Genomic DNA, 14908 nt, shown 5'->3' with positions numbered 1-14908 from the left:
ATTATCTCAAGATAGTTTACTTTCACCAAGCTATTTTATTTCATTAGCGGGTATTAATAGCTTTCAAACGCATAATTTAAACGATTGTTTAAATTATTCACCTCGGTTATAGTCAATATCATCTATTTTGTATTAGTGTTGCATGTCTTTTTCATTTATTTTTAACATTCAAGTAAAGATAACCTATACTAAAATAAGCAGTTTTATCCATAATTCAAACAATATAGCTTTAAAGTTAATACCTGTTAACGTTATTGTGCTAAAGAAGAGGAATCATATATGTCTACGAACGTAAAAATCCCGACTGAAGGTCAAGCCATTACCTGTGAAAATGGGCAGCTATGTGTCCCGAATAATCCTATTATCCCTTTTATTGAAGGTGATGGTATTGGCATCGATGTAACACCGCCAATGATTAAAGTTGTTAACGCTGCTGTTGAAAAAGCTTATAACAGTGACCGTAAGATCCACTGGATGGAGGTTTATGCCGGTGAAAAAGCAACCCAAGTTTACGATTCAGAAACATGGTTACCTGAAGAAACATTAGAAATGTTTAAGCAGTATAAAGTTGGCATAAAAGGGCCGTTAACTACGCCTGTAGGTGGTGGCATGCGTTCATTAAACGTAGCACTTAGACAAATATTAGATCTATATGTCTGCCAGCGCCCAGTACAATGGTTCACCGGTGTACCAAGCCCTGTTAAAAAGCCAAGCGAAGTAGATATGGTTATTTTTCGAGAAAATTCAGAAGATATCTATGCTGGTATTGAGTATAAAGCGGGTTCTGATCAAGCAAAGAAAATGATTAAGTTTTTAACCGATGAAATGGGCGCAACAAAAATTCGTTTCACCGAAAACTGTGGTATCGGTATTAAGCCGGTATCTAAAGAAGGTACCGAACGCTTAGTGAGAAAAGCCATTCAGTATGCTATAGATCACGACAGAGAGTCGGTAACTTTAGTACACAAAGGTAATATCATGAAGTATACCGAGGGCGCCTTTAAAGAATGGGGTTACCAATTAGCACGCGATGAATTTGGTGCTGACTTTATTGCGGGTGGTCCTTGGTGTTCATTTGTAAACCCAAAAACAGGTAAAGAGATCATCATTAAAGATGTTATTGCTGATGCAATGCTACAGCAAATTTTATTAAGACCCGCAGAATACAGTGTTATCGCAACATTGAATTTAAACGGTGACTATATATCTGACGCATTGGCAGCACAAGTTGGCGGCATTGGTATTGCACCAGGCGCGAACATGAATGATGATATTGCCATTTTTGAAGCAACACATGGCACAGCACCAAAATATGCGGGTTTGAACAAAGTTAATCCAGGCTCTGTTATTTTGTCTGCAGAAATGATGTTGAGACATATGGGTTGGGTTGAAGCCGCTGATTTATTACTTAAAGGTATGTCAGGTGCTATTAACGCTAAAACAGTCACTTACGATTTTGAACGTTTGATGGATGGTGCAACACTGGTTACATGTTCAGAGTTTGGTGATTGTATTATTGACCATATGTAATATTAACGACATTAAGTTATAGTAAAGAGGATCAGTCGGATCATATTCGATTGATCTTTTTTAATGATAATTATTGTAATATTTACCTTAGAAAAAGCTTTTATAGTTTATAACTAAAATCTGTAATGGAACCGTGATGCACAAAGGACAATTAACAAGTTGGAAAGATAATAAAGGCTTTGGCTTCATTAAATCGAGTGAACTGACTAAAGATACCTTTATTCATATATCATCATTAAAAGAGATGAGTAGAAAACCTAAAGTAGGTGATTTAATTTATTTTGATGTAGAAGAGCAAGCTAACGGTAAAAGCAAAGCCGTTAATTGCCGTATTGAAGGTGTTGAAGCTAAAATTATACAAGCGCATAAACCTCGTTTTTATAGAAATACTTCAGCCGTTAAGAGTAAGCTTGTTTTAATATTAGTACTAATAGGTATTGGTGCTTTTGCATTTCAACGACTAGGCATAGCGTCTTAACACTTAACGCGATAAATTTAAAATAACGTTCATAATTTATTGCGTTGCTAGACGACAAGTTTATGCAATGAATAAGAGATGATTAAAATTATAATAGCAGATCAGAAGTTTTTTATTCTGCAAGTAATTACGGGGAGCACTTCCCTAGATTTCATATAGCCCACTATGTCCGATACTCTTCAGTATTGGACATAGTGGGTATAATGGTTTAGACTGCCTTTATACGTACTATCTACTTGGTTTTCAAAATAATGTTGTTAAATAAACCTGTTCCTTTATATCCACCATACATTGATTTGTGTGATTTTGATTTTGATGACTACCCAGAGTTAGATAAAATATTCTCATCAAATGAACCTTGGTGGCTTGAACAATTTGATTGGGGGAAAATTTTCCTTACTTATATTGGTAGAAATAAATCTACACATACTTATGACCGATTTAGAAATGACGTTGAACGTTTTCTTTTATGGTCATTTATTGAAAAGAAAAAACCAATAGACCAATTACGTAAATCAGACTTACTTGAATATGCTGACTTTTGTTGGCAGCCACCAGTTACTTGGATTGGTACATCAAATCAAGAACGTTTCAAAATATCCAATGGTTATTCCTTAGCTAATAAGCTTTGGTTCCCATATAAAATCCAAGCACCTAAAAGTCTAAAATCTGAATATATCATCGATAAGAAAAAATATCGTCCATCACAACAAACACTTTCATCAATGTTTACCGCAATTATCGTTTTCTACAACTATTTAATGGCTGAGGATTTTTGCATTGGTAATCCTGCACAAATAGCTAAAAAAGATTGCCGACATTTTATAATAGACTCTCAAGTTAAAGAAGTTAAACGCTTAACCGCTAGCCAATGGCAATATGTTTTAGATACAGCCATTGAAATGGCTGATGAAAACCCACTATTTGAACGAAATTTATTTGTTATATCTGCATTAAAAACTCTTTTTTTAAGAATTTCGGAACTATCAGAACGTGCAAATTGGTCACCTACAATGGGACACTTTTGGCAAGATGATGATGAAAATTGGTGGCTTAAAGTCTTTGGAAAAAGCCGTAAATTGCGTGATATCACCGTTCCTCTTGATTTCTTACCTTTTTTAGAACGTTACCGCTCTTCCCGAGGTTTATTAGGCTTACCATCAAGTAATGAAAATTCAATTCTTGTTGAGAAAGTTCGTGGCCAAGGTGGTATGACATCTCGACATTTACGCCGTTTAGTTCAAAGTGTTTTCGATCAAGCACATGAAAATATGCGCAGATCCGAAGGTGAAAATAAGGCATTAAAATTGAAAGAAGCTTCTGCCCATTGGTTAAGGCATACCGGTGCAAGTATGGAAATTGAACGTGGGCGCCCTCTTAAAGATATTTCAGAAGATTTGGGTCATGCAAGCATGGCAACAACCGATACGGTATATGTTCAAAGTGAAAATAAGAAACGTGCTGAAAGTGGTAAAAAAAGACGGGTTAATTAATCCTACACTCATTTATTTGTATAACTTACTACCGACTTAATAAATGAATGTAGACCTTAATATCGCGTTAATATTTTCTATTTAATGGCAACAGCTTTTAACGCTAAGGCGGGATCTAAACGCATATTAAACCAATTAATACGCCAATCTAAATGAGGACCTGTAGTTCTGCCACTAGCGCCAACGGCAGCAACAACTTGTCCTTTTTTAACTTCGTCGCCGGTTTTAACGTAAGATTTACTTAAATGTAAAAAACTAGAAGTAATACCATGACCGTGATCGATTATCATGGTGCCACCTGAATAAAACATATCAGGTACGAACATTACCACAGTGCCTGCTGCGGGAGCTTTGACTGGATCGCCGGTTTTTCCTGCGTAATCTAAACCATAATGAGGACGTTTAGGTACACCATTAAAAACCCGTTGGCTACCATAGACACCCGTAATAATGCCTGTTATTGGTGCAATAAAACCTTTTGCAAAATCAGTTTTAGTACTTAAGGTTTGTCTGGCTGTACTCACTTGCGCGCCATCTTGCTTAGAACGAGTAACAGCTTTTGGATTGGGGTTCATTATTTTTTTGGCAATACCTTCAATACGTTGAATATCGTATTGACGCTTTACCGGTGTTAAAGACTTTAATTCTTTTTCACCATTTGGCTGAGTGATCACTAATTGATGCGTTTTATCATCATCGCGGCTAAATCCAAAAACATAATCGCCATACTCAGATAAAGGCAGTACTTTCCCATCAAAGGTAACAACATTATCATTAGCTGTTTTACCTATAACTAAAGCGCCCTGCTTTATTTCTCCGGAAAGCTTAATATCAGCAAACGAGTGCTGACTAAAAAAAACACCTATTAAACATAAGGTTATAAGCTTAGTGTTTTTAGTATTAAGCATTTGCAATCGCGCCTTTACCAACACCTTCAAAGGCAACAACCGTTACCTCACGTTGATTATCAGCAACTAATTGTCTGGCAATAAAGTCGGCTAAAAGCTCAACGGTTGAGTCACAATCGACAACGTCTAATACCTTATTCTCAACCGCGATGTCAAAGCGACCTTGTGGCGCGGTATAAGAAAAGAAATGGTGATCGGGCGTCAAATTGTGTTGAGCAAAATTTGACAGTTCAATATCTGCTTTTGCAACACGGTCAACACCTGAAGCAATATAAATATCTTGCCAACGTAAGCACCAAGCTTTTTCTAATGCCGCTACACGTTGACCTTTTTGTAAAATATGAATAGTAGAACGGTGACCATGAGCAATACGCTGACAATTTCCGTCATGTAATTTTAAACCATGGGTGTAATGGTAAAAATCGCCGCTTATATTCTCTGGTCGAAGGGTTAGCTTAAGACCTTGAACATTTTGTGGTAATTGCTCAAGAATTATTGCGGTTAAATGCTCAGTAACAGATGCTACATCAATCGTATCACTAGTAATTTTAGCAAAAGCACATTTTGGTGACTGTAAATAGTAACTGGCACGCTCACTGATAAAATCAACGTATTCATGGTTTTTCTGATGTAATGAATCAGTAACAGTCATACATTCGTTTTTCATCGGTAATAATAATTTATGATCAACAGCATCATCTATAATTGCTTTAATTTGCTTTTTAACCACAGCAAAGTCAAGCACCATGCTCATTTCATTGAGAGCACCATCAAGGAGTACATCAACGATCCAACTCTCGCCGACAATGCCACGTTCCTGGCAACAGTATGAAAAATCAATGACCGTTAAATCATTTACAAATAATTGCATTATTACTTCCTATTTAAATCTAGTCTTTTACTTGCCAAGCAATAGTATCGTTAGCACGGATTGGCACAACAACATCATGACCAAACGACATAGTCGCTGGTACATGCCATTGGGCTTTTTCTAAAGTTATTTTATCGCTATTAACCGGTAAATTATAAAATGCTGGCCCATGTAAACTCGCAAAGCCCTCTAACTTATCCAAGGCCCCTGCTGCTTCAAATGCTTCAGCATAGAGCTCAATTGCTGCATGTGCCGTATAAGATCCTGCACAACCACAAGCCGATTCTTTGGCATGTTGTGGGTGAGGAGCAGAATCAGTTCCTAAGAAAAACTTACGACTCCCTCCAGTTGCTGCAGCAATTAATGCTTGTTGATGAATATTACGTTTCAAAATAGGTAGACAGTAGTAATGAGGTTTAATCCCGCCAACTAACATATCGTTACGATTAAATAATAAATGGTGAACGGTAATTGTCGCCGCAACGTTATGACCTGCTTGCTCAACAAATTCAACCGCATTTTTAGTGGTTATATGTTCTAAAACTATTTTTAAATCCGTATATTTTGCTACTAAGGGCGTTAAAATAGTTTCAATAAATATCGCTTCACGATCAAATATATCAATATGGCTGTCAGTCACTTCGCCGTGGACCAATAAAAGCATGCCCACTTCTTGCATTGCTACAAGTACATCAGCGATGTTATCAATACTCGTCACACCAGAAGAAGAGTTTGTCGTTGCTCCAGCAGGATACAACTTAGCCGCAAAAACAAGACCCGTTGCTTTAGCGTCATATATTTCTTGTACGGTTGTTTTATCAGTTAAATAAAGCACCATTAATGGTTGAAATGGCGTACTTTGTTTTGAGCCGTTTATATTAGCAGCCATAATGCGTTGATGATATTGCATCGCTAATTCTGCATTGGTAACGGGAGGAACTAAGTTTGGCATAATAATAGCGCGGCCAAAGTAACGGCTAATATCTGGAACTGTGGTCGTTAAAGCATCGCCATCGCGTAAATGTACATGCCAATCGTCTGGGCGAGTAATGGTTAATGTTGTCATTTTTATACCTATAAATTAGTTAACTAACTTTAAAATTCTGTATTTTCAGATTGATGAGCATCTTGCTCTTTCTTATCAGCTGTTTGCAATAACGCTAATAATTGCTCTTTTAAATTTGGGGGGACTTTATAAATAGTGATACTTTCATTTGCCGCATTGTAAACAACGTCTTCACCAAAGTGGCTGCGTTCAAAGCTCAAGCTAATACCATTACCATACCCTGAGTACTTAGTGACTTTATTAACAACCGTTTGATCATGTGGAAAAGATTCTTCCAACGGATAAGATTGCTCTTGGCAAAATTGATGAAAATCTTGAGTAGCGCCCTCTTGCTTGATCACTTGCCCTATTTCTTGAATGGAGACATCCTGAGCAGCGCTTTTTTGTTCTTTACAGTAACTCAATAATTCTTTGCGGGTATTCTGTTTTTCTGTCGCATCAAGTTGATTAACAGCAACATAATCTTCAACAGCCTGCACTAACGTTTGTGTCTGTTCTTTGGAATTTAAGCCTTCTTCACAACCTAAAAAGTCTAAAAAGAAATCAGAAACAACACGACCCGCTCTACCTTTGATAAACGAAACATACTTATTACCTTGCTGATTTTCTTTATAATCAAATAAATCGATACGCGCTGCTAATTGCATACGCGCGGTATCAAGGTGTTTGTCAGCAGAAATATTCAATTCGCCATCAACAGAATAATGTTCAGAAACGGGGATCACTGTAGCTAGTAAATAACGACCACCCATATACTCATAGTGGCAAACAACTAAGTAGCCGGTTTCAGCCAGGTTATATTTTTCCAATTCATTTTTTAATAAATTAGCCGCCTGACTACTAAAAGCATAAAAACTTTGTGATTCACCTAAGTAGCTTTCCATAATATCAACAAAACGAGCAGTATCTCCTACTGCAGGCATAGTGGTAAAATGTCCGTAAGCTTTACTCGCTTTAGCATTATAGATTTTATGAAGTCCATCAACAAAATTTTCAATCTTATTGCTGATATCGATAGATTCTGGCCCTAAACGCAGTACAACTTCACCGGTTTCTTCTTTTTTGGTTAAAAAATGTAGGGCAATGTTTGAAATAATTAAGCTCATAGTTAAAGGCCAGTTTTATATTGTTCAGGCATTTGATAAACTTGTACCAATCTATCAAATAACCTATTAAGTATTTAAGATGCCTATTGTATCCAAGTATTCGAATGAACGTGTAGAAAAAATTATCCAAGATTTACATAATGTTTTAGTTAATGAGTCTGCAACCCCTGATCTAGCGCTGATGTGCTTAGGAAATACCTTAACAGAAATTATTAATAAAAATATTCCTGAAGCAAAAAGAGCTGATATAGTAACCAATTTCACTAATGCTTTAAAAAAGTCGGTCTTATAATTACCCCTATATTCATAAAATATAGAACTGATAAACTACAATAATAAGAGAATGATAATTAACTATGGTTGCATTTGATTCAAAAACGTATAGCAAGCGCCTGTTACACCTAATCAGTTGGAGCCATTGGTTCACTTTTTTTAATATAATTGCCGCCATTGGATTATCATCCTTTTATATTTTTAGTGAAGGAGGTCCCGAGACATTCCTTGGACAATTTTATTTAATCACCACGTGGTTTAGTCATATGGGTTTTTTAACCTTTATGACTTTTGTTTTAATATTATTCCCGATCACCTTAATATTTCCACATACCCGTTTTATTCGAGCGATAGCCTCTGTGGTTTTTACCCTGCAATTGTTAATATTACTGCTAGATGCTTATATATATAACAGTTTGGGTTACCATCTAAATGCTTCTTCAAGTGCACAAATTGTTGATTTAATTAGCACGCAAATACAACATAACAGCCGTATGTTTTGGTTTGTTAGTATCGTATTAACCTTATTTATTTTAGCCTTCGAATTAACTATAAGTAATTATGCGTGGAAACATTTAAGAGACTTACAGAAAGTCGTCTTCGCAAAGTTTGTTGTTATCGGTTTAGTCTGTTCTTTTTTCTTTAGCCACTTATTACATATTTGGGCTGATGCGAACTTAGAATATGATATTTTAAGGCAAGACACAGTATTACCTTTGTCATACCCATCGACGGCTAAAACATTACTCACAAAATACGGTATGTTTGACCGTGAAGCATATATAGAAAGAACAACAAGCCCACTAGCCTTTACCAATGCTATTCCGCAATACCCGCTGCTCAATGAAGCCTGTGTTTCACAAACACCAATACAGAAATCAGTATTTATGGTGGTTAACGATGTCAGCTTAACAGATAAACAGATCAAGCAATTTAAGCAGAGAAACACCCAAAACCAGTTAACGCTCGAACATCATATCGATAACGCCTTACACAAAAACGCGTGGTTTAACTTGTTTTACAGCTTGCCAAGTATTTATCAAGAAGGCTTGGAAGAACAAAAGGCGATCCCTTTACTCTTTCAATTATTAGACAGAAATAAGTTGGCAAGTTCTTACACAATGATCCATGGCGATGACAAGATAAATAAAGAACTAGTTCTAGAATCACAAGGTTTTGAACCTTTATTTAATCAGCAAACGACACTTGATAATATTTCATCACTAGTCTTTGCTGATAAGCTTAATAGCTTACCTGTAGGCTTACATTTATTTTATTTTGCTGACAGTAATACTTACCAATTTGAATTGTTTATGGATGCTTTGCTACTAGCACAAAAAACAAAACAAACTAAAGATATTATTTGGATCACTTCCGTTGGTAACAAGACCAAGGCGACCAGTTTATCTATTAAACCTTCGTTACTCATTTTGCCTGAAAGTGAAAGTAAGACAGTGAGCCATTTAACCAGTCACATGGATATTCAACCAACCTTAATACAGGAATGGTTAAACTGTGACATTAATGAAAAAACCTATAGTAATGGCAAAAATGTTCTGCGGTTATCCAAAGACCGTATTATTGCCAATACCATGGACGATGGCATGATGGTATTTAGTAAAGACAAATCAGTGTTTATTGATCAAAACGGTAATTTCCAAAGCTACTCTCGACAATTAGCGGCTCCTATAATGGTAAACTCTGATTTTCCATTAATGATTGATGGGGTAAACTTTATTAAGCAGTTTAGTAAGCAGGTAGAGAAATTGAACAATAAATAAACTAACAGATTGATTTTCTATATTTTATATTGCAATCAGTATTTAAACCATTATTATACAGACAGTAAACAGATTAACCCTCTTAATGTTTACTGATTCGGGGTATAGCGCAGCTTGGTAGCGCGTGCGTCTGGGGGACGTGAGGTCGCAAGTTCGAATCTTGCTACTCCGACCACATTTATAAATCAAGACGTCCTAGGGCGTCTTTTTTTATGCCTAAAAGCCAATCCAAACAACTAACTAGCAAAATTATAACGCTTTTTACAAACCTATATTGTGTTATAAAATCCCACCGCTAATGTAACACTCCAAGTAACACTATCTATTACTCATAATTATGATGTTATTTAGAAAGATCTGGTTGTTTATTATACTATTGATGCTTCATAGCTAAAAAATCATAACCGTTAGGCAATATTGATAAGGCCGCAAAAGACAAAAATTATAATCTTGTTGATAGTTTAGGATTATGATTACCCGTTAAGCCAAATAACACAAAGTTATACCTGTTTAACTATAGAAGCACATACACTGAAAAAACTGCAAGTTTAAGTTTTGGAAAACACCTGGTTTTATCATTAGCCTATTCCAGCTAGCTTAGCAGTAATACTTGAAGTGGAAGGCTTACAAATAACACCAAGAAAATATAATGGAGAAAAGAGACCACCGTATTATTTTAGCTACGCCCTCTCTTTGCCGTGATAGAAATATACAAACTTCTCAGCATCGTGAACACCTGTTCCCCACATAGGTGAGTTTAATGAAACAACAGAACCGTCCTTTGCTATTTTAATCTTTTCTCTTACATAAGTTTTAAATTCTGAAAAGTTCTCAATTTTAATGTTTTTTAATTCTTCTACAAAGTGCGCTGCTTTATACTTAACTGCTTCTCGCTCATAGTGTTTCGCACAGTTTTCAGGAATAAGAAAAAATTCATCATCATCATCCCAATCAAAGGCTTCACGTAGTCAATTTCTATACTTCCTGACCCGTCTTCTGAGTAACAGGCAAAGGCGACATCATACTCTTTTGTTTCAGGCTGCTTGCTAAAGACAGACTCTAAATCGTCGATGATATGCTGAACTTTCATTTAGCTTCCAAATGCCCCATTAAGAGGTTTTAATTGTTGGTTAAAAAAGTGACGAGGGAGCAAATAGCAAACTCTTACTTGTCCTTGTTAAATGGCTTGTTAGCTTTATGTTATCTACTTGTTACGTAGGAAAAAACTACATTTTTGTCTTCTATTTAAGCTTGAATATTACATTAAAATATTTATAATCCTGCTGGCTAATAAGTTTAAGGAATGAACGATTTATAATTAACTCCATTAAACGCAGGTAAATATTACAATTATGACTGTCATGGCACACCCAAATATACAAAATGTTAAGCGATATAGAGTTCAAGATAAGGTTTTTGGTATTCAAGAATACTTTTCTATTGCCAAGCATGGTGACAAAGCTAAAATTTTAGCAGAGAAAAGACAAAAAGAAATCTCTCAAAAAAGACTATATCGTCAAATACGTATGCAGTTAGATATAAATAAGATATTTCATCCCGATGGAACCGTTATTGGACTAAAACGAACATTAAAAAATAAAAGTGGTTCAATAAAACAAATTTTACATATTCAAATTATTGTAAATGGCAAACAGAAAAAAACTGATATCACAATTGATAATAAAACCTTTGAACAAGCATATCTTAAGGCTCAAAATAAAATATTGGAATTAAGAAAAATTGAGCAATCTCCTGAAATAACAGAAATATTCAAAAAAATAGCAGGATACTACAAATACAGCTAACGCCCTATTAAGAGCCTTTTAATTGGTGATTATAATGTTAACGCCACCTAACCAATGGTTAAAATGCCTGCTTGAATGCTTCACTAAGCATCAATGACCACCAATCAATGATTCAATATTACTAACAACTAGATCAGGATCTGCTATATGAAGATGATGTCTTTTTGATTCAGAAAAAATAATTTTAGTATCAGTCGATAAAGCTTTAAAACTGTTAATTGCATTAGCATATAAATCATTCATAGGCTTAGCAATACTGTCGGGAACAAAAGGCTCATCATATCTAGGTGTTTGGTTAATATAATCTTTACTTGTTTTTGAAAAAAGAACAATAAGAGGCTTACCTTCAAAAGTTTTGGAAGCTGTGATTAACTCATAACTTTTAAGATGATCTACTTTTTCAGCCATGTTTTTAAACATAGGGTCTTTTACACCTAACTCAAATTCCATTATATCTCGCAAATCTTTATTTTCTGTTTCAAAGCCATCAGGCCATCTTGTAGCCATTGTATGAAAATACCCATAAATACCTGGGTCAATGAATACAGCACCTAAAACATCACTGGTATATAAATGATTGTAAGCTCGAATAATGTAGGATGCATAGGAACCACCAGCAAAATAATATGGAGGTTTAACATTGGCGACAGACAATAATTCATGTAACCAGTTTGCCGTATCATAAACGGTAAAAGGTACAGGCCCTTTCTCACTTTTCCCCAACCCTAAACGGTCGTATAAACAAATACTGAAAGTTTTATTTAACCGCTTAACATTATTCATCCAAGCTCCATCCGAGCCTGCTCTGCTATAACCTTGCTCTAAAATCAACTTAGGTTTATCGTTTTCATAGCATTCTAAATAAAGTTTAAAACCACCAAGATCATAAAGTCCTTTCTTTGTTGGTAATAGAGTTTCATCGTTGGCTGAACTGCTAAAGCTTACCAAGAGAAATATAAATGCTAAATATGATTTCATACACTATCCCTGTATATATTTGATGCCTAACGCCCTATTAAGAGCCAACTGTTATTTGCCTTGCTTGTATAGCTTATATTACATTTCTACCGATGCGCCCCAACCTACTGTTCCACATGAGTTTGATGGAATTAAGGGCATTAATTTAGCTCTAAATGAAGAAATCTCACTTAAATTCAACTTCATATAAGCGCTTAAAGATGAAGAGCAAAGTTGCCTTTTTTCAGAATAGAATATGTAATCATCGTCAAAGCAAACAATTTTTGCTCTTGATATTATTTCAGCAACTTGTTGCTGACTTTTGCAGTCAACCATAAAACTTACCCAGTGTACTTTCTTTGCATTAGATCCTTTCTGAATGAGCAACTCAATTAAACTTTGATCAACTTCAAGGTAATTTAATGGTGAAGGTTCCAGATTTATCTGCTTTGTAGCACAGCCACAAGTAGAAATAAGTACTAAAGTTAATAATATTATTTTTCATACAAAAATCCCTTGTAATATAACACCCAATGACCGGGCTAAAAATTGTGGCCTATAATAGAACAGGACGAACAGTTCGCTGTATTTATTCCTGCTTAATTGGCTTTTTATGCTTAAAATACTTTGAATTAATTGTTAGAAATAGTTTGTTCTTAAACATAACGCGCCAATAATATGCAAATAGCCAACTATATTTTTTCCACTTGAATAGCTTATAGTAAATTACCTAACTAATCCTAATACTTCTTCGCCTTGAAACGCGACACTTATTTGATCACAGCTTTTTGCAGTTATTTGAACATCAACGAATGAACCTTCTGCTGCACTATACATTTTTGCATCCCAAGAAGATTTTGTTGAGCCTATCTTAATACTTTTTAATACAACTAACCCTATATACTCAGGGTTTAAGTTATGAGAATAAACGGAGATTTCGCCTTTAGTTAAATCAATAAAAAGTTTTGCCAGTTTAGCTGAGTGATCCCAAATGCCGGTAAGATTACATTCATCACTTTTTGCCTCAGGTGAAAAAATTGAAACTATAAAAATTGAGCTTAAAACTATTAACTTTAACATGACTATCCTTTACATATAACGCTCGTTTAAACGCTTGCCAGAAAGCAGTTAACACCAGTCAGCTCTAATCATTTGATTTAAACACGCGTTTTAATACCTTGGAAGTTATTGAATCCCCCTTAGCAATCCTACTCTTATTCATTTCTCTAAACTTAGAAATGACTGCTGAGTCTGCAGTATATGATTGTCTATTTATAGTGATGAAGCCATCAGTAAAGTACACTTTAAACAATTCATTCTGATTTGGAGACGTTAACAACAATATGTCAGCACTTTCTAGGTTGACTGGATTTTTGGTTGTTGACCCCATTAATACTACAGTATCAATAAAATTTTTTATTAAATTAAAATTTTCCCATCTAGCATAAATAATTGCACTATCTTGCTTTTGATTTAACCAATAAATAGATTTTACTTCTTGAATCGTACTTGTGTCATAAAATTCATCACTAGCAGCTAATACAACATTGGGTATTATGCACAAACACAAAAATAAAAACTTAATCATTTTTCAACTCCTTAATAATGTGCAGAGATTATCTCTGCTCCCTAAAGCCCAAATAACAGACTAAAAATAGTGGCCTAAAATGGAGCGAAGCAAACAGCCCGCTTTTTTAGTCCTGTTGAATTGCTTATAGTTGGACAAATCCATTTGTCAATCGATTAATTTACAATAGTTGATAAGTGGAATATGACTCTGTTGGTTACGAATATTGAACGGCAAACATCCAATGTTTCTAACAAGACGTTCGAACCAACAGAGCTACTCGCTTCAAACGCATACTCAGGGATCGCCTACGAAGACTATCTATAAGACCTGCGAGAAACGAGACTTAAGCACATTCCATCTATAACTTTACTCGCTGGAGCATAAAATGAAAGCATATAACGTCGATGATTTCGATGCACTTATTGGTATCGATTGGGCTGACAATAAACATGATATATGTGAGATCCCAAAAAACACCAAACACTATCACTACACCATTATAAAACATAAACCAGAAGCGATTCGCAAATGGGCAATGGAGCTTAAGCTGCGTTACACAGATCAGAAAATTGCTATTGTGTGTAAACTTAAAAAAGTTCCTTAATTTATGCGTTCGCAAAATATGACCACCTCGTCTTATTTACGGTGAATCCATCCGCGGTCGCAAATTACCACAAAGCATTAACACCTAGCGGCGCAAAAAATGACCCCACAGATGCATTCATACAAGTTAAAATGATTAAACTTCACATAGATAAACTTTCAGTGATAATACCTGAGTTAAAATCAATGAGAGCATTAAAACGAAGAGGCTCACCGTTGTTAAAATTTGCAATAACTAGCTAAATTTAACTTGTTGTCCACCTCAGGGCGTGTTGTTATATTTTATTTACACGATACTTGAACCGTTTTTGGGTACCAAATTGGTCCCAACATATTTGCTGTACCACTAGCCAAACCGTTTATAAAAGTTAATTCGGTTTTTACTGATGCCCAAGGCGTGTTAGCACATTCTTTTTGGAGGTCTACAACTGGCGAGCCCTCATATAAAGAAAGGGCGAAGTTATGAT

At 35.3% G+C, this 14908-nt stretch carries 16 protein-coding genes, 1 tRNA gene and 1 pseudogene; 8 read left to right on the top strand and 10 right to left on the bottom strand.

Annotation, left to right across the window (positions count from 1 at the left end; translation table 11 throughout):
- Positions 1 to 279: 279 nt before the first annotated feature.
- From icd to H4J67_RS15715, 3 genes and pseudogenes are all read left to right on the top strand, one after another.
- Positions 280 to 1530: an NADP-dependent isocitrate dehydrogenase gene (icd, locus tag H4J67_RS15725; RefSeq protein WP_182173866.1), complete on the top strand. Its 1251-nt coding sequence runs from the start codon at positions 280 to 282 to the stop codon at positions 1528 to 1530.
- A gap of 136 nt (positions 1531 to 1666) precedes the next feature.
- Positions 1667 to 1880 (top strand): annotated as a pseudogene (locus H4J67_RS20810) (cold shock domain-containing protein); the annotation flags it as partial.
- A gap of 379 nt (positions 1881 to 2259) precedes the next feature.
- The gene (locus H4J67_RS15715; protein WP_182173874.1) at positions 2260 to 3501 is read left to right on the top strand and encodes a tyrosine-type recombinase/integrase; all 1242 of its coding nucleotides are present in this window, start codon (positions 2260 to 2262) and stop codon (positions 3499 to 3501) included.
- 77 nt (positions 3502 to 3578) lie between these two features.
- On the opposite strand, the gene H4J67_RS15710 is transcribed toward H4J67_RS15715, so the two are convergent.
- Genes H4J67_RS15710 through yejK form a run of 4 tightly spaced genes read right to left on the bottom strand, consistent with a single transcriptional unit; the run spans position 3579 to position 7452 of the window.
- On the bottom strand, positions 3579 to 4409 hold the full coding sequence (locus H4J67_RS15710) for a M23 family metallopeptidase (protein ID WP_182173877.1): 831 nt from the start codon (positions 4407 to 4409) through the stop codon (positions 3579 to 3581).
- Positions 4402 to 5280, bottom strand: a complete 879-nt coding sequence (locus tag H4J67_RS15705) for a 6-carboxytetrahydropterin synthase (RefSeq protein ID WP_182173880.1) — start codon at positions 5278 to 5280, stop codon at positions 4402 to 4404. The genes H4J67_RS15710 and H4J67_RS15705 overlap by 8 nt, the downstream gene beginning before the upstream one ends.
- A gap of 19 nt (positions 5281 to 5299) precedes the next feature.
- Positions 5300 to 6346, bottom strand: a complete 1047-nt coding sequence (gene pyrC, locus H4J67_RS15700) for a dihydroorotase (RefSeq protein WP_182204289.1) — start codon at positions 6344 to 6346, stop codon at positions 5300 to 5302.
- A gap of 29 nt (positions 6347 to 6375) precedes the next feature.
- Positions 6376 to 7452 carry a nucleoid-associated protein YejK gene (gene yejK / locus H4J67_RS15695; protein ID WP_182173886.1) on the bottom strand — a complete coding sequence of 359 codons (1077 nt, stop codon included), beginning with the start codon at positions 7450 to 7452 and terminating at the stop codon, positions 6376 to 6378.
- A gap of 79 nt (positions 7453 to 7531) precedes the next feature.
- On the opposite strand from yejK, the gene H4J67_RS15690 reads away from it, so the two are divergent.
- From H4J67_RS15690 to H4J67_RS15680, 3 genes are all read left to right on the top strand, one after another.
- The gene (locus H4J67_RS15690) at positions 7532 to 7744 is read left to right on the top strand and encodes a DUF1414 domain-containing protein (protein WP_070373583.1); all 213 of its coding nucleotides are present in this window, start codon (positions 7532 to 7534) and stop codon (positions 7742 to 7744) included.
- Between the two features lie 64 nt (positions 7745 to 7808).
- The gene (locus H4J67_RS15685) at positions 7809 to 9506 is read left to right on the top strand and encodes a DUF3413 domain-containing protein (RefSeq protein ID WP_182204287.1); all 1698 of its coding nucleotides are present in this window, start codon (positions 7809 to 7811) and stop codon (positions 9504 to 9506) included.
- 98 nt (positions 9507 to 9604) lie between these two features.
- Positions 9605 to 9681: transfer RNA gene (locus H4J67_RS15680), tRNA-Pro, on the top strand.
- A 681-nt stretch (positions 9682 to 10362) separates the two neighbouring features.
- On the opposite strand, the gene H4J67_RS15675 is transcribed toward H4J67_RS15680, so the two are convergent.
- Positions 10363 to 10596, bottom strand: coding sequence for a hypothetical protein (locus H4J67_RS15675; protein ID WP_182173892.1), 234 nt, complete (start codon positions 10594 to 10596; stop codon positions 10363 to 10365).
- Positions 10597 to 10867: 271 nt separating this feature from the next.
- Between H4J67_RS15675 and H4J67_RS15670 the strand changes: the two genes are divergently transcribed.
- Positions 10868 to 11311: a hypothetical protein gene (locus tag H4J67_RS15670; RefSeq protein WP_182173895.1), complete on the top strand. Its 444-nt coding sequence runs from the start codon at positions 10868 to 10870 to the stop codon at positions 11309 to 11311.
- 90 nt (positions 11312 to 11401) lie between these two features.
- On the opposite strand, the gene H4J67_RS15665 is transcribed toward H4J67_RS15670, so the two are convergent.
- From H4J67_RS15665 to H4J67_RS15650, 4 genes are all read right to left on the bottom strand, one after another.
- Positions 11402 to 12289, bottom strand: coding sequence for an alpha/beta fold hydrolase (locus H4J67_RS15665; RefSeq protein WP_182204284.1), 888 nt, complete (start codon positions 12287 to 12289; stop codon positions 11402 to 11404).
- Between the two features lie 78 nt (positions 12290 to 12367).
- Complete coding sequence (locus tag H4J67_RS15660) at positions 12368 to 12706, bottom strand: ribonuclease E inhibitor RraB (RefSeq protein WP_259368642.1); 339 nt, start codon at positions 12704 to 12706, stop codon at positions 12368 to 12370.
- 288 nt (positions 12707 to 12994) lie between these two features.
- Complete coding sequence (locus H4J67_RS15655) at positions 12995 to 13348, bottom strand: hypothetical protein (protein ID WP_182204283.1); 354 nt, start codon at positions 13346 to 13348, stop codon at positions 12995 to 12997.
- 64 nt (positions 13349 to 13412) lie between these two features.
- Positions 13413 to 13856, bottom strand: coding sequence for a hypothetical protein (locus H4J67_RS15650; RefSeq protein WP_182204281.1), 444 nt, complete (start codon positions 13854 to 13856; stop codon positions 13413 to 13415).
- 367 nt (positions 13857 to 14223) lie between these two features.
- Between H4J67_RS15650 and H4J67_RS15645 the strand changes: the two genes are divergently transcribed.
- Entirely contained in the window at positions 14224 to 14442 is a 219-nt protein-coding gene (locus H4J67_RS15645) for a hypothetical protein (protein WP_182204280.1), read from the top strand.
- Positions 14443 to 14723: 281 nt separating this feature from the next.
- Here H4J67_RS15645 and H4J67_RS15635 read toward each other — a convergent pair.
- The coding region (locus tag H4J67_RS15635; RefSeq protein WP_220471667.1) for a Bor family protein at positions 14724 to 14908 on the bottom strand (185 nt) is incomplete at its 5' end.

This window comes from Colwellia sp. BRX10-4 (genome assembly GCF_014077465.1).
Classification (GTDB): Bacteria; Pseudomonadota; Gammaproteobacteria; order Enterobacterales; family Alteromonadaceae; genus Colwellia_A.
Note: the sequence above shows the minus strand (reverse complement) of the source record. Positions and strands in the feature narration are given on the sequence as shown.

Excerpts from the sequence above, each read along its gene's own strand:
- H4J67_RS15685 (WP_182204287.1), top strand. The coding sequence starts at position 7,809 with ATGGTTGCATTTGATTCAAAAACGTATAGCAAGCGCCTGTTACACCTA.
- H4J67_RS15655 (WP_182204283.1), bottom strand. The coding sequence starts at position 13,348 with ATGTTAAAGTTAATAGTTTTAAGCTCAATTTTTATAGTTTCAATTTTT.
- H4J67_RS15670 (WP_182173895.1), top strand. The coding sequence starts at position 10,868 with ATGGCACACCCAAATATACAAAATGTTAAGCGATATAGAGTTCAAGAT.
- pyrC (WP_182204289.1), bottom strand. The coding sequence starts at position 6,346 with ATGACAACATTAACCATTACTCGCCCAGACGATTGGCATGTACATTTA.
- H4J67_RS15715 (WP_182173874.1), top strand. The coding sequence starts at position 2,260 with ATGTTGTTAAATAAACCTGTTCCTTTATATCCACCATACATTGATTTG.
- H4J67_RS15645 (WP_182204280.1), top strand. The coding sequence starts at position 14,224 with ATGAAAGCATATAACGTCGATGATTTCGATGCACTTATTGGTATCGAT.
- H4J67_RS15690 (WP_070373583.1), top strand. The coding sequence starts at position 7,532 with ATGCCTATTGTATCCAAGTATTCGAATGAACGTGTAGAAAAAATTATC.
- H4J67_RS15710 (WP_182173877.1), bottom strand. The coding sequence starts at position 4,409 with ATGCTTAATACTAAAAACACTAAGCTTATAACCTTATGTTTAATAGGT.
- H4J67_RS15650 (WP_182204281.1), bottom strand. The coding sequence starts at position 13,856 with ATGATTAAGTTTTTATTTTTGTGTTTGTGCATAATACCCAATGTTGTA.
- H4J67_RS15705 (WP_182173880.1), bottom strand. The coding sequence starts at position 5,280 with ATGCAATTATTTGTAAATGATTTAACGGTCATTGATTTTTCATACTGT.
- H4J67_RS15675 (WP_182173892.1), bottom strand. The coding sequence starts at position 10,596 with ATGAAAGTTCAGCATATCATCGACGATTTAGAGTCTGTCTTTAGCAAG.
- H4J67_RS15665 (WP_182204284.1), bottom strand. The coding sequence starts at position 12,289 with ATGAAATCATATTTAGCATTTATATTTCTCTTGGTAAGCTTTAGCAGT.
- yejK (WP_182173886.1), bottom strand. The coding sequence starts at position 7,452 with ATGAGCTTAATTATTTCAAACATTGCCCTACATTTTTTAACCAAAAAA.
- icd (WP_182173866.1), top strand. The coding sequence starts at position 280 with ATGTCTACGAACGTAAAAATCCCGACTGAAGGTCAAGCCATTACCTGT.